We start from the raw sequence: 22,703 nt of genomic DNA on the forward strand, positions 1-22,703 counted from the left end.
TTCATTTATTTTCCTAAGCAAAATTGCGAGAACAATTGATCGATCAAGCTATCACTAGCAGTATCTCCAATAATCTCACCTAAAAACTCCCACGTTCTTGTTACATCAATCTGGATAATATCCAGTGGCATTTTCATCTCTAAACTTCCCATAGCATCTTCTAATGCTTGTTTTGACTGTTTAAGCAGTTGGATGTGTCGCACATTGGAAACATAGGTTAGATCACCTGTATCAATTTCACCAGCAAAAAACGTAGTCGCTATAGCTGTTTCGAGTTCGTCCACTCCTTCTTCCTCAATTAAAGAAGTAGTTACAACAGGATTCCCCTCAGCTAATTGCTTTACTTTTTCTAAATCCAGTTTTTTTTCTAGATCTGTTTTATTAATGATGACAATATATTCAAGTCCCTGAACTGCTTCAAAAAGCTTAACATCTTCTTCTGTCATTTCATCATTATTGTTTAAAACAAATAAAATTAGATCCGATTCTTTTAACACTTTTCGAGAACGTTCGACACCAATTTTCTCCACAATATCCTCAGTTTCTCGAATTCCTGCTGTATCAACTAAACGAAGCGGTACTCCACGTACATTTACATATTCCTCAATAATATCACGTGTCGTCCCAGGTACTTCGGTTACAATTGCTTTATTTTCCTGTACGAGTGTATTCATTAAGGAAGATTTACCAACGTTTGGGCGGCCAATGATAGCCGTTGCTAACCCTTCACGTAATATTTTTCCCTGTTTAGCAACCTGTAATAAATTTTCAATCTCGGCATGGACTTCTTTTGTCTTTTCGCGCATCATTTCATGTGACATCTCTTCAACGTCATCATATTCAGGGTAGTCAATATTAACCTCAACATGTGCAACTGTTTCTAATAATTCTTGACGTAAACGCTGAATTAATGCAGATAACCTTCCATCCATTTGCTTTAGTGCAACAGACATGGCTTTGTCCGTCTTTGCACGTATCAAATCCATTACTGCTTCGGCTTGTGATAAATCAATTCGTCCATGCAAAAAGGCACGCTTGGTAAATTCACCTGGTTCAGCTAATCTGGCACCCTTTGCTAGCAAAATTTCTAATACCCGATTAACGGTTACCAAGCCACCGTGACAGTTTATTTCAACAATATCTTCACGTGTAAACGTCTTTGGAGCACGCATCACCGAAACCATTACCTCTTCAGCAATTTCTTTCGTATCAGGATCCATAATTTTCCCATAATGCATCGTATGGGATTCCACATTTAAAAGATCTTTCCCCTCGAAAAGTTCTGCTGCGATCGCTATTGCTTCTGGACCACTTAATCGAACAATCGAAATTGCTCCTTCACCAATTGGTGTGGATATCGCTGTTATTGTATCTGTTTCCAATTTACTCACCTCCATCATCTTTTTTTATTATTATATTTAAACGAAAACTTACTTTTATTTTTATCGTCACTAACTTAATAGAATATCACAATTCTATTCAAAAAGAAAGTTATCCACAGAAATAAAAATTCTATTAAAAAAATTCTATTATCCACATGTGAATAAAAGAATTTTACTATAACATATGTTATTAACAATTATAAACTTGGTTCTTCATAATAGTTGTCCACAGGCACTGGAGCTACATGAGATTTCTCAAGGCTAGGTGTATCCTTTTGACCTACTTGGTAAATGGCAGATCCTACAATATCTGCTACATCTTTAGAAATTATCCTTATTCACGTAATCAACAATGCCATCCTCGGAATGATGCCCTCGGCTTGAGTCTCCGGAGGGTCTAGGCACTGGCCGATGAAAACGCCACATCCTTGAATAAGAAAAACGCTTTTTCTGCGTGCAATGCTTTTTCAGGGAAGCTTTCCTTATCCTGCGGGAAAGCGAAGACGCTAAAGACCCCACAGGGAGCGGTCTTTGCGAGCGAGGAGGCTCAGCGCGAGCCCGCGGAAAGTGATAGTATTTTTCCGCAGCGGTAACAGAGCACTGATCGTGTTTTCAAGTTACGTCGCGATTTATATCAACTATGAAGATAAAAACAACAAGCGTGCGAAAACAGCCTAATAGTAAAAGCCCCCTAGTCTCCTAGAGGGCTTTCATCAATATTCAAGTTTATGGTTTTATCACAATATGCCTATGTGGTTCCACACCATCAGAATATGTGGAGATCTCTTTATTACCCTGCAGAGCACTATGAATAATTTTCCGTTCATATGCTGGCATTGGTTCCAGAGCAACTTTTTTATTTAAACGAACTGCTTTATCAGCCATTTTTAATGCTAAAGATTCCAGGGTTTCTTTTCTGCGTCCCCGATATCCTTCTGCATCAACAGTTACTGTATAAAACTGATTCCCATCTTTATTCAGCGTTAAATGAACTAAATATTGAAATGCATTTAACGTTTGTCCTCTTTTACCAATTAAGAGCGCAATTTTTTCACCTGATAATTCAAAAGTAACATGATTATCTTCTATAGTTGTAGCTATTTCTACATCCACGTTCATATTCTTTGTTACTTCTTGGATATATTTTTCAGCTTGCTGGATTTGGTTTTTGGCTATTTTTACTGTAACAATAGCACGCTTTGTACCAAACAATCCTAACAGCCCTTTTTTCCCTTCATCAATTACATCAATCTCTACTTGGTCCCTAGTTGTGTTTAACTGCTCTAATGCTGATTGGACCGCCTCTTCAACAGTTTGTCCACTAGCAGTTATTTCTCTCACTTTTTCTCTCCTCCAGTATTGGCGTTTTTCATCATTGGTTTTCGAATGAATAAAGTTTGAGCAACCATAAAGATGTTACCTACTACCCAGTAAAGTGCTAATGCAGATGGGAAGAATACGGCAAATACACCAATCATAATTGGCATTACATACAGCATAACCATCATTTGTGGATTCTGTGCTGCCGGACTACCTGCCATCATTAATTTTTGCTGTAGGAATGTAGCACCACCAGCTACCAACGGTAAAATAAAGTAAGGATCTGCAACACCTAATTCAAACCATAAGAAACTATGTGTTTTAATTTCACTTGTTCGCATAATCGCGTGATACATTGCAATTAAAATTGGCATTTGTACAAAAATTGGTAAACACCCGGCTAATGGATTTACACCATGCTTTTGAAACAGTGCCATTGTTTCTTCTTGCAATTTCTTTTGTGTATTGGCATCTTTTGAACTATGCTTTTTCTGAATTTCTTTAAGTTCTGGTTGAATATCCTGCATTGCTTTTGAGCTTTTTAATTGTTTTACGTTTAATGGTAAAAGTACTAAGCGAATAATGATCGTTACAATGACTATAGATAAACCATAATTTTCGTTAAACAATTCAGCAAAGTAAGTAATTAACCATGACATTGGCATTACAAAATACTCATTCCAAATCCCAGTACTTTCTTCAGTTATTGGCTCATTTATTTCAGTACAACCTGAAAGTATTGCTAGTAATCCCATTAGCATTACAAGCAATAAAACTTTTTTACGCAATTTGTTTCCTCCTAACAGACAAACCCTCATACATGTATTTTAGCATTAAACTTATAAAAGTTTCTATATAAAATCATTAATTGATTATTTTTTTTTAAGTAGTCTTTCTTTATATAATAAATGTATTAAACTCTTTTTAATTTGATGAAAATCCATATCTTTAGTAGGCTGACGTGCAATAATGACGATATCATATGGGAATCTTATCTCATCCTCTAATTCCTGAAAAGACTGACGCAAATATCGTTTGATTCGATTTCTAGTAACTGCATTACCGATTTTTTTACCAACTGAAAGCCCAATTCGAAAATGTGTTTGTTCTGGTTCTCGAACATAATAAATGACAAGCTGCCTATTAGCAAATGTTTTCCCATTTTTGAATACATATTGAAAAGCTTCATTTTTCTTAATACGAAATTCCTTTTTCATTTCCATCACCTTACGATCTAATCAGAACTTCTTATGTAAAAAATAAGCAGTGTAACTCATAACAATTCAACACGAAATAATATGAGCGACACTGCTAGTAGTCTAGAAAAAAGACCACTGACATATTTCAGTGGCCTATGCAGACAATACTTTTCTTCCTTTACGACGACGACGAGCTAAAACTTTACGTCCGTTTTTTGTGCTCATACGCGTACGAAAGCCGTGTACTTTTTTACGTTTACGATTATTTGGTTGAAACGTTCTTTTCATTTATCATGCACCTCCCAAAAGGAATAAAAAATAAATTAAAATATCTATTCAATAGACAGTCTAAGTAATTATACGTAAAACATGCTCTTTCTGTCAACTCTCTATGAAAAATCGTTATCCACAGCCTTCCTTCATAACTTTTCACCAAATTTTTTCTATCCACAACACATATCGACAAGATACTCACAAAATATAGTGGTGTGGATAAATATTGTCTACAACCGATAGAAATTGTGGATAAGTGTCGAAAATTCATTGCACCTTCCCTCTTTTTTTGGTATTATTATTGTGTTTTAATATGTGAACAAGTTATAAACTAAAAATAGTTACCCACAATCTGTGGATAACCTGTGGATACTTGCTAACACTCTGTTTAAATGTTTATTAACAACAGTGTGGATAACGTATATAACTTAAGTAATACATAGGTACGCCCGTGTTTTTTATCCACACATTGCTATATTGTTTATTTTTTCTACTAGCATTTCTAGCTTGATATATGCTAGTTTTTAATCTATGACTTATCTTTTTGTATTATGTTAAAAACGACATGAAAAAGATTTTCTTTCCGAAGTTTAATTGTCTAAGTGCCTTTCCATCTCCCCATTGATCAGGAAGATTGAGAGAGGCTTTTTCTATCATCTATATACCGAAAGGGGTGAAGCTAGTTTGGAAAACATTGAAGAATTATGGACAGCCACATTAGAAAAAGTCGAAGAAAAAATTAGTAAACCAAGCTTTGATACGTGGCTAAAAAATACACAAGCAGAGTCTCTTGATGAAGATTCATTAATCATATCTGCTCCAAATGAATTTGCCAGAGATTGGTTAGAAGGACGTTATACCAATTTAATTTCTGAAGTTCTGTCCGATATAACAGGTGCAAATTTAACGATTAAATTTATTATTCCAGAATCAAATACACAAGTTGATGAAATTAACGCAGCACCTAAAACGATGTCGAATGTACAAGACAACCAAAACTCAGAATCACCAAAAACGATGTTAAATGCGAAGTATACATTTGATACGTTTGTAATTGGTTCAGGAAATCGCTTTGCTCATGCTGCTTCACTTGCTGTAGCAGAAGCACCTGCAAAAGCATATAATCCATTATTTATTTATGGGGGTGTTGGTCTAGGCAAAACACACTTAATGCACGCAATTGGCCACTATGTTCGTGATCATAATCCCAATGCAAAAGTTGTTTATTTATCTTCAGAAAAATTTACAAATGAATTTATTAATTCCATCATGGACAATAAAGCAACTAACTTTCGCAATAAATACCGTAATGTGGATGTACTACTAATTGACGACATTCAATTTTTAGCTGGAAAAGAACAAACACAAGAGGAATTTTTCCATACATTTAACACATTGCATGAAGAGAGTAAACAAATAATAATTTCTAGTGACAGACCACCTAAAGAGATTCCAACTTTAGAAGATCGCTTAAGGTCACGTTTTGAATGGGGTTTAATTACCGACATAACGCCACCGGATTTGGAGACACGTATTGCTATTTTATCGAAGAAAGCTAAAGCAGAAGGATTAGATATTCCTAATGAAGTAATGCTTTATATTGCTAATCAAATTGATACGAATATTCGTGAACTAGAAGGTGCATTAATTCGTGTTGTTGCATACTCATCATTAGTTAACCAGGATATTGATGCATCTCTAGCAGCTGATGCGTTAAAAGACATTATTCCTAGTAGCAAACCTAGAGTAATAACGATTAAAGGTATCCAGGAAGTTATCGGTGAAAAGTACAATATTAAGTTTGAGGACTTTTTAGCTAAGAAAAGGACGAAATCTATTGCTTTTCCAAGGCAAATAGCCATGTATCTATCAAGAGAACTGACAGATTTTTCACTTCCTAAGATAGGAGAGGAATTTGGTGGGCGTGATCATACAACTGTTATTCATGCACACGAAAAAATCTCCAAAATGATGGAAAATGATTCATCATTAGATAAAGAAATTGAAGAAATTAAAGAACAACTGAAAAGTTTTTAAAGTTATCCACCTGTGAATAGTCTGGATAACTTGACCATACTTGTGCACAATCTATCCACAAGCTCACAAACTGGTTAATCTAACTCAAAAATGAGTTATCCACATAATCACAGGCCCTATTACTATTATTACTATATTTTTATATATAAAATATATATATATGTAACTTCCACTAGGAGGAAATATTTCATGAAATTCATTATTCAACGTGATCAATTAATTGCAAGTGTACAAGATGTAATGAAAGCAATATCTTCCCGAACAGCTATTCCCATTTTAACTGGAATGAAAATTGAAGCTAGAAGTAACGGAATAACATTAACAGGTAGTGATTCTGATATATCAATTGAATCCCACATACCGACTGAGGAAGATGGCATTGTAAATATTGAGGATATCGAGGAAGGTAGTATTGTTTTACAAGCTAAATACTTTCCAGATATTGTTCGAAAACTACCAGAAAAAACAATTGAAATTGAATCAGATTCCAATTTAAAGGTAACCATTCGATCAGGAAAAGCAGAATTTAATTTGAATGGTCAGGACGCAGAAGAATACCCACAACTACCTAAATTACAATCGGATGATAGTTTTAAAATACCTACGGATCTTTTGAAAAGTTTAATTAAACAAACGGTGTTTGCGGTTTCAACAATGGAAACCAGACCTATTTTAACTGGTGTTAATCTAAAACTTGAAAATGGAAAACTAAATTTTACAGCAACAGACAGCCACCGACTTGCATCACGTGAAATCCCAATCAGTGGATCTAGTAATGAGTTTCCTAGTATTGTTGTTCCTGGAAAGAGCTTAAATGAACTTTATAAAATATTAGATGATACAGAAGAAAATGTAGAAATAAGTGTTACAAATAATCAAATTTTATTCCGGACCAAACATCTTTATTTCTTATCTAGATTACTTGATGGGAATTATCCGGAAACTTCTCGATTAATTCCGGAACAGAGTAAAACAGTTCTTCAAGTTAAAACAAAAGAATTGCTTCATACAATTGATCGTGCATCTCTTTTAGCAAAAGAAGAGCGAAACAGTGTTGTTAAGTTATCCACAATGGGCAATGAACTATTAGAAATAACAGGTAACTCTCCCGAAGTAGGACGAGTAGTAGAGGAAATTTCCGTACAATCAATAGAGGGGGAAGAACTAAAAATATCTTTCAGTTCAAAATATATGTTGGATGCTTTAAAAGCGATTGAAAATGACGAAGTGAAAATAGAATTCACAGGTGCAATGAGACCATTTATTATTCGTCCAGCAAATAATGATCCGATATTACAATTAATTCTTCCTGTAAGAACATATTAATAAAGATATAAGTTATAGATAAAAGCTCTTATCATAAAAAGGTAAGAGCTTTTATCGTCCTAATAAGCGATTTAAAGTGAATTTAAGCGTTTTAAAAACAATTAGAGGGTCTTACCTTTCTTTAATACGAAAACTTTAGTAAAATAGATTAGAGGAACTTAGAACGATACTAAATAAAAGAATTAGGTGAGAATATTGCATGAACCTATTGAAATTGATACGGAATATATTACGTTAGGACAGTTTATCAAGCTTGCAAATATTTTCGAATCTGGAGGTATTGTCAAAGCATTTTTAAATGATCAGGGTGTTTTAGTAAATGGTGAACGAGAGCACCGTCGTGGAAGAAAACTTTATCCTAATGATGTTGTAGAAGTTGAAAGTGCTGGTTCATATGTTGTAGCTACTAGCAAGTAGCAATATAAACAATTTACGTAAGGCCACGTCCAGCTCCAGTGTTATACGAACGCTTACGCTTTTGGCTTGAAAAAGAGGAATTCACATGCATATTGAACATTTAAAATTGAAAAACTATCGAAATTATCAACAATTGGATATTTCCTTTGATGATAAAATCAACGTTATTATTGGGGAAAATGCCCAGGGTAAAACGAATTTGATGGAAGCAATTTATGTTTTAGCATTTACTAAATCCCATCGTACACCTAGAGAAAAAGAACTTATTCGTTGGGATCAAGAGTATGCTAAAATAGAAGGTAGGATCACAAAACGAAAACAAACTTTTCCACTTGAAATTGTTGTTTCAACGAAAGGTAAAAAAGCAAAATTAAACCGAATCGAACAAAAACGGCTAAGTGATTATATTGGCGCAATGAATGTTGTCATGTTTGCACCTGAAGATTTAACGTTAGTAAAAGGACCACCACAAATCCGCAGACGTTTTATTGATATGGAGCTTGGTCAAATACAACCAAGATATATATACCATCTCGGCCAATATCAAAAAGTACTTAAACAACGGAACCATCTACTAAAGCAGATGCAACGTAACATAAAACAAGATAGAACGATGTTAAAGGTGCTCACTGAACAATTAGTTGAACATGCGGCAACTTTATTGGAAAGACGATTTATTTTCCTGGATTTGTTACGAAAATGGGCAAGTCCGATTCATCATGGGATAAGTCGTAAGCTCGAACAACTAGAAATTATGTATGATTCTACTATTGAAGTATCAGAAGAAGTAAATAAGGAGAAAATAGAAAGTATCTATTTACATAAATTTCTTGAAATAGAAGAAAAAGAGATTGAACGTGGTACGACACTTATAGGCCCCCATCGAGATGACCTCAAATTCTATGTGAATAACAAGGATGTTCAAACATATGGATCCCAAGGCCAGCAACGAACAACGGCATTATCGGTGAAACTTGCTGAAATTGAACTGATTTACAACGAAGTGGGTGAATACCCGGTTTTACTTCTGGATGACGTTTTAAGTGAGTTAGATGACTACAGACAATCCCATTTGTTAAACACCATTCAAGGAAAAGTACAAACCTTTGTATCCACCACAAGTGTAGACGGAATTAATCATGAAACCTTACAACAAGCAGAACTATTTTACGTGAATGACGGAACAGTAGATACATAAATGTGGAGGGATACGAATGTTTATTCATATAGGCAATGATAATGTCGTTCAATCGAAGGATATTATCTCCATTATTGACCGTAACTTATTAACATCCTCAACCATCATGGAAGAAATGATGGTTATTGCAACTAAAAAAGACAAAGTTAACGGACCTAAAGGGGATGCAAAGTCAGTAGTTATTACGAGAGACTACATCTATTATAGTCCTTTATCCGTTTCCACGTTAAAGAAACGAGCTAGTATGATCTCAACAATTAGTAAATTAGATGATTATTCAGACGAAATAGAGTAAGAAATCAAAACCTAAGAATAAGAAACGCGGGTGAAATTATGTCAATGAATGATAAATTAGCAAATGAACAATCTTATGATGCAGAGCAAATACAGGTTCTTGAAGGTTTAGAAGCTGTACGGAAAAGACCAAGTATGTATATTGGAACTACTAGTGAAAAAGGGCTTCATCACTTAGTTTGGGAAATTGTTGACAACAGTATTGATGAAGCATTAGCAGGGTATTGTGATCAGATTAAAGTTGTTATTGAAAAAGATAATAGTATTACGGTTACCGATAACGGCCGAGGTATTCCGGTGGATAAACATGAAAAAACAGGGAAGCCTGCACTGGAAGTAATTATGACAGTTCTTCACGCTGGTGGTAAATTCGGTGGTGGAGGATATAAAGTCTCTGGTGGCCTTCATGGTGTTGGTGCTTCTGTTGTTAATGCATTATCAACTAATTTGGATGTGCATGTTCATCGTGATCATAAGATATATCATTTAGGTTTCGAAAAAGGTGTACCACAAGGCGATATTGAAGTCGTTGGAGAAACAGAAATAACTGGAACGGTTACACACTTTAGACCAGATCCGGAAATTTTCACAGAATCAGTAGAATATAATTTTGAAACATTAGCACAACGTTTAAGAGAACTAGCTTTCTTAAATAAAGGGTTAAACATCTCGATTGAAGATAAACGAACAGATGAAGAGGCAGTTAACTATTTCTACGAGGGCGGTATCAGCTCTTACGTGGAATATATTAACCGCACAAGAGAAGTATTGCACGAACCATTCTATGCTGAAGGGGAAGACCAGCAAATAACGGTAGAGGTTTCGATTCAATATAATGATGGTTTCGCAAGTAATATTTACTCATTTGCAAATAATATCCACACGTATGAAGGCGGAACACATGAATTTGGATTTAAGACTGGATTAACACGAGTTATTAATGACTATGCCCGTCGTAACAATTTATTTAAAGAAAATGACCCTAATTTAACTGGTGATGATGTACGTGAAGGAATGACTGCAATTATTTCAGTTAAGCATCCAGATCCACAGTTTGAAGGACAGACGAAAACAAAACTTGGAAACAGTGAAGTACGTACCGTTACAGATTCAGTTTTCAGTGAAGCTTTTTCAAAATTTCTATTTGAAAATCCAACAATTGCTAAAATTGTTGTTGAAAAAGGAATTATGGCCTCCCGTGCCAGGTCTGCTGCTAAAAAGGCTCGTGAATTAACACGTAGAAAAGGTGCATTAGAGATTTCTAATTTACCAGGCAAGCTGTCAGATTGTTCATCAAGAGATGCCAAAATTAGTGAACTTTATATTGTTGAGGGTGACTCAGCTGGTGGGTCAGCCAAGCAAGGACGTGACCGTCATTTTCAAGCTATCCTGCCATTACGCGGTAAGATATTAAACGTAGAGAAAGCACGATTAGATAAAATTTTGTCCAATAATGAAGTACGTGCCATGATTACAGCATTAGGAACAGGTATTGCGGAGGATTTTGATATTACAAAAGCTCGTTATCATAAAGTGGTTATTATGACAGACGCAGATGTTGATGGAGCACATATTCGTACATTGCTGTTAACATTTTTCTATCGATATATGCGTCCATTAATTGAACATGGCTATATTTATATCGCACAGCCACCACTTTATAAAATTCAGCAAGGTAAAGCAGCTTATTATGCTTATAACAATAAAGAAATGGAACGTATTATAGAAGAAATTCCAAAGGCTCCAAAACCAGGATTACAGCGTTATAAAGGTCTAGGGGAGATGAATGCAACACAACTTTGGGAAACAACAATGGATCCTGATTCGCGGACATTGTTACAAGTTGAATTAGAGGATGCAATTGACGCAGACCAAATTTTTGATATTCTTATGGGCGATAAAGTAGAACCGCGTAGAAACTTTATTGAGGAAAATGCCCAATATGTTAAGAATTTAGATGTTTAAAAAAGAAATAGTCTTAGAAAACTTGGCTTATCGCCAAGCCTTAGTTGCTAAAAAAGATAAAAGATTTTAAAGGTAGTCACTATTTTTAAAGATAGTGATAGGAGGTAGTAATTCAATGGCGGATCAACAACGTCCAAACGTTCAAGAAATAAATATTGGCCAAGAAATGCGTACGTCATTTCTTGATTATGCTATGAGTGTAATTGTGTCACGTGCATTACCAGATGTACGTGACGGATTAAAACCGGTTCATCGTAGAATATTATACGCAATGAATGATTTAGGTATGCATTCAGATAAGGCCTATAAAAAATCTGCACGTATCGTAGGTGAAGTAATTGGTAAGTATCATCCACATGGTGATTCCGCTGTTTATGAAGCGATGGTACGTATGGCACAAGACTTTAGCTATCGGTATATGCTAGTTGATGGTCATGGAAACTTCGGATCGGTTGATGGCGACTCTGCTGCTGCTATGCGTTATACAGAAGCACGGATGTCAAAACTTTCCATGGAACTTTTAAGAGATATTAATAAAGATACAATTGATTATGCAGAAAACTATGATGGATCTGAAAGAGAGCCAGTTGTATTTCCAGCACGTTTTCCGAATCTACTTGTAAATGGAGCATCAGGGATTGCAGTTGGTATGGCCACTAATATCCCGCCACATAACATAGGGGAAACAATTGACGCTGTGTTAGCAATAAGTGAAAACCCTGAGATAACGATTGATGAATTAATGGAAGAACACATACATGGACCTGATTTTCCTACAGCTGGGGAAATACTTGGGAGAAGTGGTATCCGAAAAGCGTATCAAACTGGAAAAGGTTCGATAACCATTCGAGCTAAAGTACATATTGATGAACATGCGAATGGGAAATCAACCATTATCGTGACAGAACTACCATATCAGGTTAATAAAGCGAGGTTAATTGAGAAAATAGCTGAGCTTGTTCGTGATAAACGAATTGATGGTATTACGGATTTACGTGATGAATCAGACCGTAATGGTATGCGTGCTGTAATTGAACTTCGTCGTGATGTTAATGCAAATGTTGTGTTGAACAATTTATATAAACAAACAGCACTACAAACTTCATTTGGAATAAATATGCTTGCACTAGTTGATGGTCAACCAAAAGTATTAACTGTCAAACAATGTTTGGAAAACTATTTAGAGCACCAAAAAGTAATTATTAAACGTCGCACAGCATTTGAATTGCGAAAAGCAGAAGCACGTGCACATATTTTAGAAGGTTTACGAGTTGCATTAGACCATTTGGACGAAGTAATTGCACTTATTCGGAATTCCAAAACAGCTGATATTGCTCGGGATGGATTAATAGAACGCTACGGGCTGTCTGAAAAACAAGCACAAGCTATTTTAGATATGCGTTTGCAACGATTAACAGGCTTAGAACGCGAAAAAATTGAGAATGAATATAGTGACCTACTTAAGCTGATTGAAGAATTAAGGGCGATTTTAGCAGATGAAGAAAAAGTGTTGGAGATTATTCGTGAAGAGCTTCTTGAAATCAAAGAACGATTTAACGATCAACGCCGAACTAAAATTTCACTTGGTGGTACAGACTTTATCGAGGATGAAGATCTCATACCAGTAGAAAATATCGTAATAACACTTACACATCAAGGTTACATCAAACGTTTACCAGCCTCTACGTATCGCACACAAAAACGTGGTGGTAGAGGTATCCAAGGAATGGGAACTAATGAGGATGATTTTGTAGAACATTTAGTTTCCACATCAACCCATGATACGGTGCTTTTCTTTACAAATAAAGGAAAGGTCTATCGTTCCAAAGGATATGAAGTTCCTGAATTCAGTCGAACTGCAAAGGGTATTCCAATCATTAACTTGTTACAAATCGAGAAAGATGAGTGGATTAATGCTGTCATTTCTGTAAAAGAATTTTCTAATGACTGGTATTTATTCTTCACGACAAGACACGGTATATCCAAGCGAACGCAATTATCCCAATTCGCTAATATTCGTAAAGGTGGTTTAATTGCGGTTGGGCTTCGTGAGGAAGATGAGTTGATTTCTGTTCGATTAACGGATGGTACAAAGGATATTATGCTTGCGACACAAAATGGTTATCTCATTCGTTTTCCAGAGGATCAAGTTCGCTCAATGGGTAGAACAGCTGCAGGTGTCCGTGGTATTTCCTTACGTGGTGATGATGTAGTTGTATCCATGGAAATTTTAGATGAAGGACTACAAGTTCTTCATGTGACAAATCATGGGGTAGGAAAACGTACTCCTGAAGGTCAATACCGTATTACTAAACGTGGTGGCAAAGGTATTTTCACCTGTAAACTAGCAGACACAGACCATGTTGTTGCAGTAAAAGCAGTAACTGGTGAAGAAGATATTATGCTCATAACAGTAGCCGGTGTGTTAATTCGTATCCCTGTTGAAGGAATTTCACAAACAGGCCGTAACACACAAGGTGTACGTCTCATTCGTTTGCAAGAAGAAGAAGAAGTAGCAACCGTTGCCAAAATAGAGCAAACAGAAGAAGAATTAGAAGAAGAGACAACGGAGTCATCTGATGAAGAACTAGACAGTGAGGAATAAGTGAATAGCTTTCGTTATCTGATATTTAGTTAAACTTCGGCACTCGCTATAAGACAAAAGCGAATGCCGAGTTTTCTAAGGTGTGTCTATTATTGTGATGTTAGGGGGAGTCACATGCGTGTGCAGCCATCACAACTCGTTTCTGGGTGTGTGTTATTGACTGATGTTATGGGGAAAACACATAAGCCGATTGTACAGAAAAATACAGTTTTAACAGAACAGCATATTTTACTATTACAAAAGTTTTTAATCGAAACAGTTGATGTATCAGGAAAACTCTCTGATGGTAAAGAGTTCGTACCAAAAATGGCAGAGCAAGAGAAAAATACTAAAAAAACGGCAACAAGTGAATTATCTTCATCATATCCTGATTCATTTGAGGAACATTATGATCAGGTAGTAGCTAATTATAAAAAAATGTTTACAAGCTGGCAGAGTAATGTTGCCATTGATATGCCGTTAGCACGCCAACTATTGATTCCACTATTTGAAAGAGTAGATACAACCAATTCAGCTGTTTATACGTTACATCATTATGCTACCAAAAAGGATTATTTTTACCATCACTGTGTTTCTGTAGGAATTCTCTCTGCCTATTTAGCAAAGAAAATGGGCTATAAAAAAGGGGAATGGCTGCAGGTGGGATTAGCTGGTTTTCTATGTGATAGTGGGATGGCTAAAATAGATCCCTCCATTGTGACAAAAACTAGCGCATTAAATTTAACTGAGTTAGAAGAAATTAAAAAGCATCCTACCTATTCCTATCGTCTGGTTGAACATATTCCAACCATTACAAAAGCAGTGAAGCTAGCTGTATTACAGCATCATGAACGTCGCGACGGTAGTGGATATCCACTTGGATTAGCAAAAAGAAAGATCCATATGTACGCTCGAATTATTGCTGTTTGTGATATGTATCATGCGATGACATGCGAACGATTGTATAAAGAAAAACTTTCTCCATTTAAAGTGATAGAAGAAATTCAAAAAGAACAGTATTCGAAGCTTGATCCAGAAGTGGTGCAACTATTTATTGAAAGTTTATCTAACTTTTCAATTGGAACAAGGGTTAAGCTTTCCAATAATAAGATTGCTGAGATTGTTTTTGTGGAATCCAAACAGCCAACCAGACCAATGGTTCGACTTGATGGCGAAAACGAAATTATTACATTAAAAAATGAATCGTCATTATATATTAATGAAATTTTAGGGAACTAACTTAGCTGTTAGTTCCTTTTATACTTTAGTAGTTCATTCTCAAGCAGTAATGGGATTTTGTCGGACGTGATTTCTAAAAATTGACGAATAAAAGGGTAATCCAATTCAGATTTTGTTGATAATAATTCTCCCCACCACTCTGCTTCATAACGGCAAAGCATGCTGAGATTATATAAAAGCAGGTAATGAACCATTACTTCAGATATGGGAGTAAAATGATTTCTGTGGATTGGAAATAGAATTTTCTCCTTGCCCAAATCTATAAAAAATGGACCATGGGATGTTGTTATTGGTTCTATTAATTCTATATTAATTTGTGATTGTTCTACTTTTAATTTATTAATGTTTGGGAGATGATTTTTTATCCGGTGTAGAAATGATTTCTCTGTTAGATGGTAACTATCTAATAAATGTAATGGTATCTGTAATGTATTTGTTCCAGTCTCCCCTACTACTACCATCATTTCTTCATTATTAAAGTTAAATAAAGAATTCATTTCTGGAATCAGAGCTAACAAGTGGTTCATTTTAATTTTTTCAAAAGGAAATCGTTCAATTGAAAATAGGTGCTGTGAGAAGTAAGGAAATAATCCGTTATGCTGAATTTTCACTTCATCGTGCATAAACGTATAATGCTTTTTTTTACGTTTTCGACTAGAAACCCCATGTGCTAATAGACTTGTTGATTCAGGATAGCTAGGACGTGTTGTTAGTAAGCAAGCTTTTAAGAGGTGCACCATTCCGTAAAAAAATAAGACAGGTTGTAACAAAGGATCAATTTTTTTACCGTTTTCATAAAATTTCATTCCATGATCAATATAGTACATAAAGGGGCTATAATTTTCATAGCTTTTTGGTTCAGCATCAGCAATGCCAATATTGTTATAACATTGGTATAAGTAGTTTTGTGCTGTTTGTTGTGATTGCAAATAAGTATAAAAGGAGTGCATCATTGTTAACCTCATAACTATTAAAATATTTTGAATCTACTTTCTTTTTCACGGAAGCTGATATGCTATTGAAAAACGTGTACTGATAACGTATTGTATATAACAATAGAATTGCTTATATAGTTTGACCAGAATTATAAATAATAATCAATAGCACATGGAGTTAACCATTACAAAGGAGGATGTAAAAGATGCGTGGAGACAAATTTGAAAAAGAAGGACTTACGTTTGATGATGTATTATTAATGCCTGCCAAGTCTGAGGTATTGCCAAAGGATGTAGATGTTAGCACTACATTATCTGAGAATATAAAGCTGCACTCCCCCTTTATTAGTGCTGGGATGGACACGGTTACAGAAGCTCCGCTGGCCATTTCCATGGCTCGTCAAGGCGGAATTGGTGTCATTCATAAGAACATGTCGATTGAAGAACAAGCAGAACATGTAGATCGTGTGAAACGCTCTGAAAGTGGTGTAATTACCAATCCTTTTTTCCTCACTCCAGAAAATCAAGTTTATGATGCAGAACATCTAATGGGGAAATTCCGTATTTCAGGAGTACCAATTGTAAACAGTATTGATGGTCAAAAGCTTGTTGGTATTTTAACAAATCGAGATTTACGTTTTATTCAAGATTATTCGATTATGATTGCTGATGTGATGACAAGTGAAAATCTTGTTACCGCACCGGTAGGAACAACACTAGATGAAGCCGAAAAACTTTTACAGAAATATAAAATTGAAAAATTACCTCTTGTTGATGATAACGATGTTCTAAAAGGGTTAATAACGATTAAAGATATTGAAAAAGTTATTGAGTTTCCACATGCTGCCAAGGATGTACATGGGAGATTGCTGGTTGGTGCAGCAGTTGGTGTTACAGCTGATTCCATGAAGCGGATTGAGAAATTGGTTGATGCTGGTGTTGATGTGATCGTTATTGATACCGCTCATGGGCATTCCAAAGGTGTTATCGAACAGGTTAAAATAGTTAGAGAAGCATATCCTGACTTAGACATTATTGCTGGAAATGTAGCAACAGCTGAAGCAACAGTGGAATTAATCGAAGCAGGCGCATCTATTGTAAAAGTCGGAATTGGACCTGGTTCCATTTGTACAACCCGTGTCGTTGCTGGTGTAGGTGTACCACAAATCACTGCAGTACATGACTGTGCAGTTGCAGCAAGTGAATACGGTGTACCAGTAATTGCTGATGGCGGGATTAAATATTCTGGTGATATTGTAAAAGCACTTGCTGCTGGCGCGCACGCAGTTATGCTAGGCAGCTTGTTTGCGGGAGTATCGGAAAGCCCGGGTGAAACGGAAATTTTCCAAGGTAGACGGTATAAGGTGTACCGTGGAATGGGATCTGTTGGCGCTATGAAATCTGGCTCTAAGGATCGTTATTTCCAAGATACAGAAGATGCTAAGAAGCTCGTTCCAGAAGGGATAGAAGGTCGTCTAGCTTATAAAGGACCACTGGTAGATACTGTTCACCAATTGGTTGGTGGATTACGTGCTGGAATGGGCTATTGTGGCACTGAATCAATTGAAGCATTACGAAACGATGCTCGTTTTATTCGCATCACCAATGCTGGTTTACGTGAAAGTCATCCTCACGACGTCCAGATCACCAAAGAAGCACCAAATTATACTGTATAAGTAAAAGCGATAAATTCCAATTAAATTAGTAACTCTAGTAAACAAAATGGTGCACATTACCTATAAAAAAAGTATAGATGGGGACTATTCCCCGTCTATTTTTCTGGCTTTTTTTGTGGTAAAATACTATAGGTGCATAGTTTAGGAAAGATACATATGCATCAAAAAATAGTAAGCCATAAAGCATAAGGTGGAGGTAGAGAGAGTTGAGACATAGATTCCAAAAAAACGTTGCATTACTACTTGTATTTCTTATAAGTTTGACAACGTTTGTTACACAGCCAATATCTGTTGAGGCAGCTGAATTAGATATTCAAGCAGAATCAGCTATTTTAGTTGATGCAGAGACAGGAAAGATTTTGTTTTCCAAAAATCCTGATATTGCACTTCCACCAGCTAGTATGACTAAAATGATGACGGAATATCTCGTATGGGAAGCCATCGAAGAAGGTCAAATCAGCTGGGATACAACAACACAAATCAGTGACTATCCATATAGTATATCCGCTGATAACAGTTTTTCAGGTGTAGGATTACGCCAAAATAAGGATTATACTGTTGAAGAATTATATGAAGCAATGGCCATTAATTCCGATAACGCTACTACAATTGCACTTGCGGAACTTATAGCAGGTTCTGAGGGCGACTTTGTAAAGCTTATGAATGAAAAAGGCGAAGAAATGGGTCTTCCAGATTTTAAATTTGTTAATTCAACTGGATTAGCGAATGAATCCCTTGGGGAAAATTATCCAGAGGGAACAGAACCAGATGCAAATAATTTGTTATCAGCACGTTCTTCAGCGTTACTTGCCTTTCATTTAGTAAATGATTTCCCAGATGCATTAGATATTTCTAGTGTTCCAGAGACTATATTTGATGAACAAAACATTCGAAATTGGAATTACATGCTTCCACACGATGCGGAGTATTTACAACAATACCATTATGAAGGTGTTGACGGTTTAAAAACAGGCTACACAGACCTTGCTGGATATTGTTTTACAGGTACAGCTTTAAAAGATGGTAAACGTTTAATTTCTGTTGTAATGAAAACGGAAAGTGAGGATGCCCGTTTTAAACAAACTGCAAGATTACTTGATTACGGTTATTCACAATTCGAAACCAAGGAGCTTTTTCCTGCAGATTACCAATTAGAGGATGAATCATCTTTACCGGTAGCTAAAGGAAAAGAAGACGTGGTGGAGATCGCTACAAGTGATGCATTTAATATACCAATTAAACAAGGTGAAGAAGAGCAGTACTCCATGAAATACACCATAGATGAAGGTAAGTTAAATAAAGATGGCGAATTAACTGCGCCGATTGAACAGGGGGAAAAAATAGGTACAGCTGAACTTGTTTATGATGGTGAAATAGATTATGGATATATATTTGGTGAAGCTAACAAAACTGTTGATTTAGTAACAAAAGACGGTGTAGAGAAATCGAATTGGTTTATGCTGACCTTAGGTGCAATTGGTGACTTTTTCAGTAATATATTCTCTACAGTCGTTGATACTGTTAAAGGTTGGTTTTAAATAGTAATATAGTAGTAACTTAATGTATATAGGAGGAAAATAATATGACAAATACAGGTACAGAACGTGTTAAACGTGGTATGGCAGAAATGCAAAAAGGTGGCGTCATCATGGACGTTGTCAACGCCGAGCAGGCAAAAATCGCAGAAGCATCTGGGGCAGTTGCTGTTATGGCACTAGAACGCGTACCCTCAGATATTCGTGCAGCAGGTGGAGTAGCTCGTATGGCTAGCCCTGAAATTACAGAAGAAGTTATGAATGCAGTATCTATACCTGTAATGGCAAAAGCTCGTATTGGGCATATTACAGAGGCACGCGTGCTGGAATCTATGGGTGTTGACTATATTGACGAGAGTGAAGTATTGACACCAGCTGATGATATCTTTCATCTGAAAAAATCAGATTTCACAGTACCATTTGTTTGTGGATGTCGTAATCTAGGCGAAGCCGCTCGTCGAATTGGTGAAGGTGCTTCTATGTTACGTACAAAAGGGGAACCAGGTACAGGTAACATTGTTGAAGCAGTACGTCATATGCGTGAAGTACAATCAGAAATTAGAATGCTTACTGCAATGTCTGAGGATGAAGTAATGACATATGCAAAAAATATTGGTGCACCATATGAACTTTTATTAGAAATTAAAAGAGAAGGCCGTCTACCAGTTGTTAACTTTGCTGCAGGGGGTATTGCAACACCAGCAGATGCAGGGTTAATGATGGAATTAGGCGCAGATGGTGTATTCGTTGGATCTGGTATTTTCAAATCTAACAATCCAGAAAAGTTTGCAAAAGCGATTGTAGAAGCTACAACTCATTACAAGGATTATAAATTAATTGCCGAGCTATCTAAAGGCTTAGGTACAGCTATGAAAGGTATCGAAATGGGTACATTGGAAGCACAAGATCGCATGCAAGATCGCAGCGAGTAATGGAAAAGAGGAATTCGTATGGTAACAATTGGAGTACTCGCATTACAAGGAGCAGTTCGAGAGCATATTCGTGCCATTGAAGAATCCGGTGCAAAAGCAATTCAAATTAAACATAGAGAACAACTTCATGAAATAGATGGATTAATCCTTCCTGGTGGTGAAAGTACGACAATGCGCAGATTGATCGATAGCTACGACTTTTTCACTGCGATTCAGGAGTTTGGAGAACAAGGGAAACCAATATTCGGAACATGTGCAGGTTTGATCCTAATGGCAAACGAAATTGAAGGCCAGGATCCTGCCCATATGGGGTTAATGAATATGAAAGTGGCACGCAATGCATTTGGACGTCAGGTTGCGAGTTTTGAAGCAGAACTTGCGATAACCCATGTTGCTGATGACTTTAATGCTGTGTTTATTCGAGCGCCGTATGTTTTACAAGCAGGACCTGAAGTTGAGATACTAGCAACGTATCAGGATCGAATTGTAGCAGCCAAACAAGGTCATTATCTTTGTACTGCTTTTCATCCCGAGTTGACCGATGATAATCGTGTTGTTGAGTATTTTGTTACAATGGTTAAACAATCTCTCAAAACACTTGCATCTTAATGAAAAATTGTCTATGATATATCATAATCAATACAAACGTTATAAAAGTGATGACAGGAACTAGTAACAGCAATTCATTCAAAAGAGAGTCGATGGGTGGTGTGAATCGATGATTGGGTGCTGTGAATCCATCCTTGAACTGGTTTATGGAATGTATTCAAAGTAAGTAAACCCGGTTAGGCACCGTTAAAAGCTGTGAGCCGGAAGAGAAATCTTCAATAAGGGTGGCAACGCGGGAATAATACTCTCGTCCCTATTTTAATGGGGACGGGAGTTTTTTATATTTTTGCAGAAAGGTTCACCATAAGAGTCTGGCGATAAGCAATGTTTTCTAATAACGAAAAAGGAGGATTTTAATTATGCTTGATATGAAATATTTACGTACTAATTTTGAAGAAGTAAAAGAAAAGCTTGCTAAACGTGGTGAGGATTTATCAGAATTAGAAAAGTTTGGTCAGCTTGATGAAAGACGCAGAAAGCTAATTTCAGAAACGGAAACGTTAAAAGCGAAACGAAATGAAGCATCTAAACAAATATCAGTATTAAAAAAGGAAAAAAAGGATGCTAATCCTGCGATTAAAGAAATGCGTGAGGTTGGCGACCAAATCAAAGCATTTGATACCGAATTAAAAGAAATTCAAGAAACATTGGAACATATGATGCTTTCTATTCCAAATATTCCACATGAAAGTGTACCTATTGGAGAAGATGAAGAGGATAATGTGGAAGCTCGTCTTTGGGGAGAAGTGAAGGGATTTTCCTTTGAAGCAAAACCTCATTGGGATATTGCTACTGACTTAGATATTCTTGATTTTGAAAGGGCTGCAAAAGTAACAGGAAGTCGTTTTGTATTTTATAAGGGCTTAGGTGCTCGATTAGAGCGTGCTCTTCTAAACTTTATGATGGATTTACATGCAGATGAGCATGGCTATGAAGAAATGCTTCCACCCTATATGGTGAATCGTACTAGTATGACAGGTACTGGACAGCTACCAAAATTTGAAGAGGATGCATTTAAAGTGGAGGATTGGGATTACTTCCTTGTCCCAACTGCTGAGGTACCTGTAACGAATTATCACCGCGAGGAAATATTAAAAATAGAGGATTTACCAAAGAAATATGTGGCATTTAGCAGTTGCTTTCGTTCTGAGGCTGGTTCTGCGGGACGTGATACACGTGGATTAATTCGCCAGCACCAATTTAATAAAGTAGAACTTGTACATTTTGCCAAACCAGAGGATTCTTATGAAACATTAGAAACGCTAACAGGTAATGCGGAAAAGGTTTTACAGCTCCTGGATTTACCATATCGAGTGATGAGTATGTGTACTGGTGACTTAGGTTTCACGGCTGCGAAGAAGTACGATATTGAAGTATGGATTCCAAGCCAGGATACGTACCGTGAAATCTCTTCTTGTTCTAACTTTGAGGACTTTCAAGCAAGGCGAGCAGGTATTCGCTTTAGAAGAGAGGAAAAAGCAAAACCAGAATTTGTCCACACGCTTAACGGATCAGGCTTAGCAATTGGTCGAACGGTTGCTGCAATTCTGGAGAATTATCAACAGGAAGATGGATCAGTTATTGTTCCACAAGTATTGCGTCCATATATGAATGGAAAAGAATTATTGAAATAAATTTGATTTGATCATTGTTGCGGTTGAGCTTGGAATTAATTTTCCAAGCTCTTTTTGTTGGTAGATAGGAAAGTATAAAATTTTCTTATCTACATAAGTGCAACTAAGGCTTTCGGAGCGACCGAGCATAGGTCGTGTAATTTAGCAG

Annotated in this window: 19 protein-coding genes and 1 other annotated feature; of the genes, 13 read left to right on the top strand and 6 right to left on the bottom strand. The window is 36.3% G+C overall.

Annotated elements, in window-relative coordinates:
- Positions 1-5: 5 nt before the first annotated feature.
- The 5 genes from mnmE to rpmH all read right to left on the bottom strand — a co-directional run bounded on the left by mnmE (position 6) and on the right by rpmH (position 4,189).
- Positions 6-1,382, bottom strand: coding sequence for a tRNA uridine-5-carboxymethylaminomethyl(34) synthesis GTPase MnmE (gene mnmE / locus ACFQ3N_RS18220; RefSeq protein WP_390364277.1), 1,377 nt, complete (start codon positions 1,380-1,382; stop codon positions 6-8).
- A 726-nt stretch (positions 1,383-2,108) separates the two neighbouring features.
- Positions 2,109-2,723 (bottom strand): RNA-binding cell elongation regulator Jag/EloR, encoded by a 615-nt coding sequence (jag, locus tag ACFQ3N_RS18225; RefSeq protein ID WP_390364279.1) that lies wholly within the window; start codon positions 2,721-2,723, stop codon positions 2,109-2,111.
- The gene (spoIIIJ, locus tag ACFQ3N_RS18230) at positions 2,720-3,490 is read right to left on the bottom strand and encodes a YidC family membrane integrase SpoIIIJ (protein ID WP_390364281.1); all 771 of its coding nucleotides are present in this window, start codon (positions 3,488-3,490) and stop codon (positions 2,720-2,722) included. Before spoIIIJ ends, jag begins: the two co-directional genes overlap by 4 nt.
- A gap of 84 nt (positions 3,491-3,574) precedes the next feature.
- Entirely contained in the window at positions 3,575-3,919 is a 345-nt protein-coding gene (gene rnpA, locus ACFQ3N_RS18235; protein ID WP_390364283.1) for a ribonuclease P protein component, read from the bottom strand.
- 135 nt (positions 3,920-4,054) lie between these two features.
- Entirely contained in the window at positions 4,055-4,189 is a 135-nt protein-coding gene (gene rpmH / locus ACFQ3N_RS18240) for a 50S ribosomal protein L34 (RefSeq protein WP_019377820.1), read from the bottom strand.
- Between the two features lie 669 nt (positions 4,190-4,858).
- Between rpmH and dnaA the strand changes: the two genes are divergently transcribed.
- The 8 genes from dnaA (at position 4,859) to ACFQ3N_RS18280 (ending at position 15,234) form a co-directional block, all read left to right on the top strand.
- Positions 4,859-6,211: a chromosomal replication initiator protein DnaA gene (gene dnaA / locus ACFQ3N_RS18245; RefSeq protein WP_390364286.1), complete on the top strand. Its 1,353-nt coding sequence runs from the start codon at positions 4,859-4,861 to the stop codon at positions 6,209-6,211.
- Between the two features lie 189 nt (positions 6,212-6,400).
- On the top strand, positions 6,401-7,537 hold the full coding sequence (gene dnaN / locus ACFQ3N_RS18250; RefSeq protein ID WP_390364288.1) for a DNA polymerase III subunit beta: 1,137 nt from the start codon (positions 6,401-6,403) through the stop codon (positions 7,535-7,537).
- Positions 7,538-7,732: 195 nt separating this feature from the next.
- On the top strand, positions 7,733-7,954 hold the full coding sequence (yaaA, locus tag ACFQ3N_RS18255; RefSeq protein WP_390364290.1) for a S4 domain-containing protein YaaA: 222 nt from the start codon (positions 7,733-7,735) through the stop codon (positions 7,952-7,954).
- Between the two features lie 85 nt (positions 7,955-8,039).
- Positions 8,040-9,152, top strand: coding sequence for a DNA replication/repair protein RecF (recF, locus tag ACFQ3N_RS18260; RefSeq protein WP_390364292.1), 1,113 nt, complete (start codon positions 8,040-8,042; stop codon positions 9,150-9,152).
- Between the two features lie 16 nt (positions 9,153-9,168).
- On the top strand, positions 9,169-9,447 hold the full coding sequence (gene remB, locus ACFQ3N_RS18265; protein WP_390364294.1) for an extracellular matrix regulator RemB: 279 nt from the start codon (positions 9,169-9,171) through the stop codon (positions 9,445-9,447).
- Positions 9,448-9,491: 44 nt separating this feature from the next.
- A complete protein-coding gene (gene gyrB, locus ACFQ3N_RS18270; RefSeq protein ID WP_390364296.1) occupies positions 9,492-11,411 on the top strand; it encodes a DNA topoisomerase (ATP-hydrolyzing) subunit B in 1,920 nt (639 codons plus the stop codon).
- 115 nt (positions 11,412-11,526) lie between these two features.
- On the top strand, positions 11,527-14,016 hold the full coding sequence (gene gyrA, locus ACFQ3N_RS18275) for a DNA gyrase subunit A (protein WP_390364298.1): 2,490 nt from the start codon (positions 11,527-11,529) through the stop codon (positions 14,014-14,016).
- Between the two features lie 114 nt (positions 14,017-14,130).
- Positions 14,131-15,234 carry an HD-GYP domain-containing protein gene (locus tag ACFQ3N_RS18280; RefSeq protein ID WP_390364300.1) on the top strand — a complete coding sequence of 368 codons (1,104 nt, stop codon included), beginning with the start codon at positions 14,131-14,133 and terminating at the stop codon, positions 15,232-15,234.
- 8 nt (positions 15,235-15,242) lie between these two features.
- On the opposite strand, the gene ACFQ3N_RS18285 is transcribed toward ACFQ3N_RS18280, so the two are convergent.
- Complete coding sequence (locus tag ACFQ3N_RS18285) at positions 15,243-16,187, bottom strand: YaaC family protein (RefSeq protein ID WP_390364302.1); 945 nt, start codon at positions 16,185-16,187, stop codon at positions 15,243-15,245.
- 188 nt (positions 16,188-16,375) lie between these two features.
- Between ACFQ3N_RS18285 and guaB the strand changes: the two genes are divergently transcribed.
- The 5 genes from guaB (at position 16,376) to serS (ending at position 22,555) form a co-directional block, all read left to right on the top strand.
- Entirely contained in the window at positions 16,376-17,845 is a 1,470-nt protein-coding gene (guaB, locus tag ACFQ3N_RS18290) for an IMP dehydrogenase (protein ID WP_390364304.1), read from the top strand.
- 206 nt (positions 17,846-18,051) lie between these two features.
- Positions 18,052-19,383, top strand: a complete 1,332-nt coding sequence (locus ACFQ3N_RS18295) for a serine hydrolase (RefSeq protein ID WP_390364306.1) — start codon at positions 18,052-18,054, stop codon at positions 19,381-19,383.
- A gap of 44 nt (positions 19,384-19,427) precedes the next feature.
- The gene (gene pdxS, locus ACFQ3N_RS18300) at positions 19,428-20,312 is read left to right on the top strand and encodes a pyridoxal 5'-phosphate synthase lyase subunit PdxS (protein ID WP_390364308.1); all 885 of its coding nucleotides are present in this window, start codon (positions 19,428-19,430) and stop codon (positions 20,310-20,312) included.
- Positions 20,313-20,330: 18 nt separating this feature from the next.
- Entirely contained in the window at positions 20,331-20,921 is a 591-nt protein-coding gene (gene pdxT / locus ACFQ3N_RS18305; protein WP_390364310.1) for a pyridoxal 5'-phosphate synthase glutaminase subunit PdxT, read from the top strand.
- 41 nt (positions 20,922-20,962) lie between these two features.
- Positions 20,963-21,179: a binding site (T-box leader), on the top strand.
- A gap of 101 nt (positions 21,180-21,280) precedes the next feature.
- Positions 21,281-22,555: a serine--tRNA ligase gene (gene serS / locus ACFQ3N_RS18310; RefSeq protein ID WP_390364312.1), complete on the top strand. Its 1,275-nt coding sequence runs from the start codon at positions 21,281-21,283 to the stop codon at positions 22,553-22,555.
- Positions 22,556-22,703 lie beyond the last annotated feature (148 nt).

The organism is Virgibacillus byunsanensis (assembly GCF_042675965.1).
Lineage (GTDB): Bacteria > Bacillota > Bacilli > Bacillales > Amphibacillaceae > Virgibacillus_R > Virgibacillus_R byunsanensis.

Bases quoted from the DNA above. Each gene is read 5' to 3' on its own strand.
- rnpA (WP_390364283.1), bottom strand. From the start codon at position 3,919: ATGAAAAAGGAATTTCGTATTAAGAAAAATGAAGCTTTTCAATATGTA.
- rpmH (WP_019377820.1), bottom strand. From the start codon at position 4,189: ATGAAAAGAACGTTTCAACCAAATAATCGTAAACGTAAAAAAGTACAC.
- dnaN (WP_390364288.1), top strand. From the start codon at position 6,401: ATGAAATTCATTATTCAACGTGATCAATTAATTGCAAGTGTACAAGAT.
- recF (WP_390364292.1), top strand. From the start codon at position 8,040: ATGCATATTGAACATTTAAAATTGAAAAACTATCGAAATTATCAACAA.
- remB (WP_390364294.1), top strand. From the start codon at position 9,169: ATGTTTATTCATATAGGCAATGATAATGTCGTTCAATCGAAGGATATT.
- gyrB (WP_390364296.1), top strand. From the start codon at position 9,492: ATGAATGATAAATTAGCAAATGAACAATCTTATGATGCAGAGCAAATA.
- gyrA (WP_390364298.1), top strand. From the start codon at position 11,527: ATGGCGGATCAACAACGTCCAAACGTTCAAGAAATAAATATTGGCCAA.
- ACFQ3N_RS18280 (WP_390364300.1), top strand. From the start codon at position 14,131: ATGCGTGTGCAGCCATCACAACTCGTTTCTGGGTGTGTGTTATTGACT.
- ACFQ3N_RS18285 (WP_390364302.1), bottom strand. From the start codon at position 16,187: ATGATGCACTCCTTTTATACTTATTTGCAATCACAACAAACAGCACAA.
- guaB (WP_390364304.1), top strand. From the start codon at position 16,376: ATGCGTGGAGACAAATTTGAAAAAGAAGGACTTACGTTTGATGATGTA.
- pdxS (WP_390364308.1), top strand. From the start codon at position 19,428: ATGACAAATACAGGTACAGAACGTGTTAAACGTGGTATGGCAGAAATG.
- pdxT (WP_390364310.1), top strand. From the start codon at position 20,331: ATGGTAACAATTGGAGTACTCGCATTACAAGGAGCAGTTCGAGAGCAT.
- serS (WP_390364312.1), top strand. From the start codon at position 21,281: ATGCTTGATATGAAATATTTACGTACTAATTTTGAAGAAGTAAAAGAA.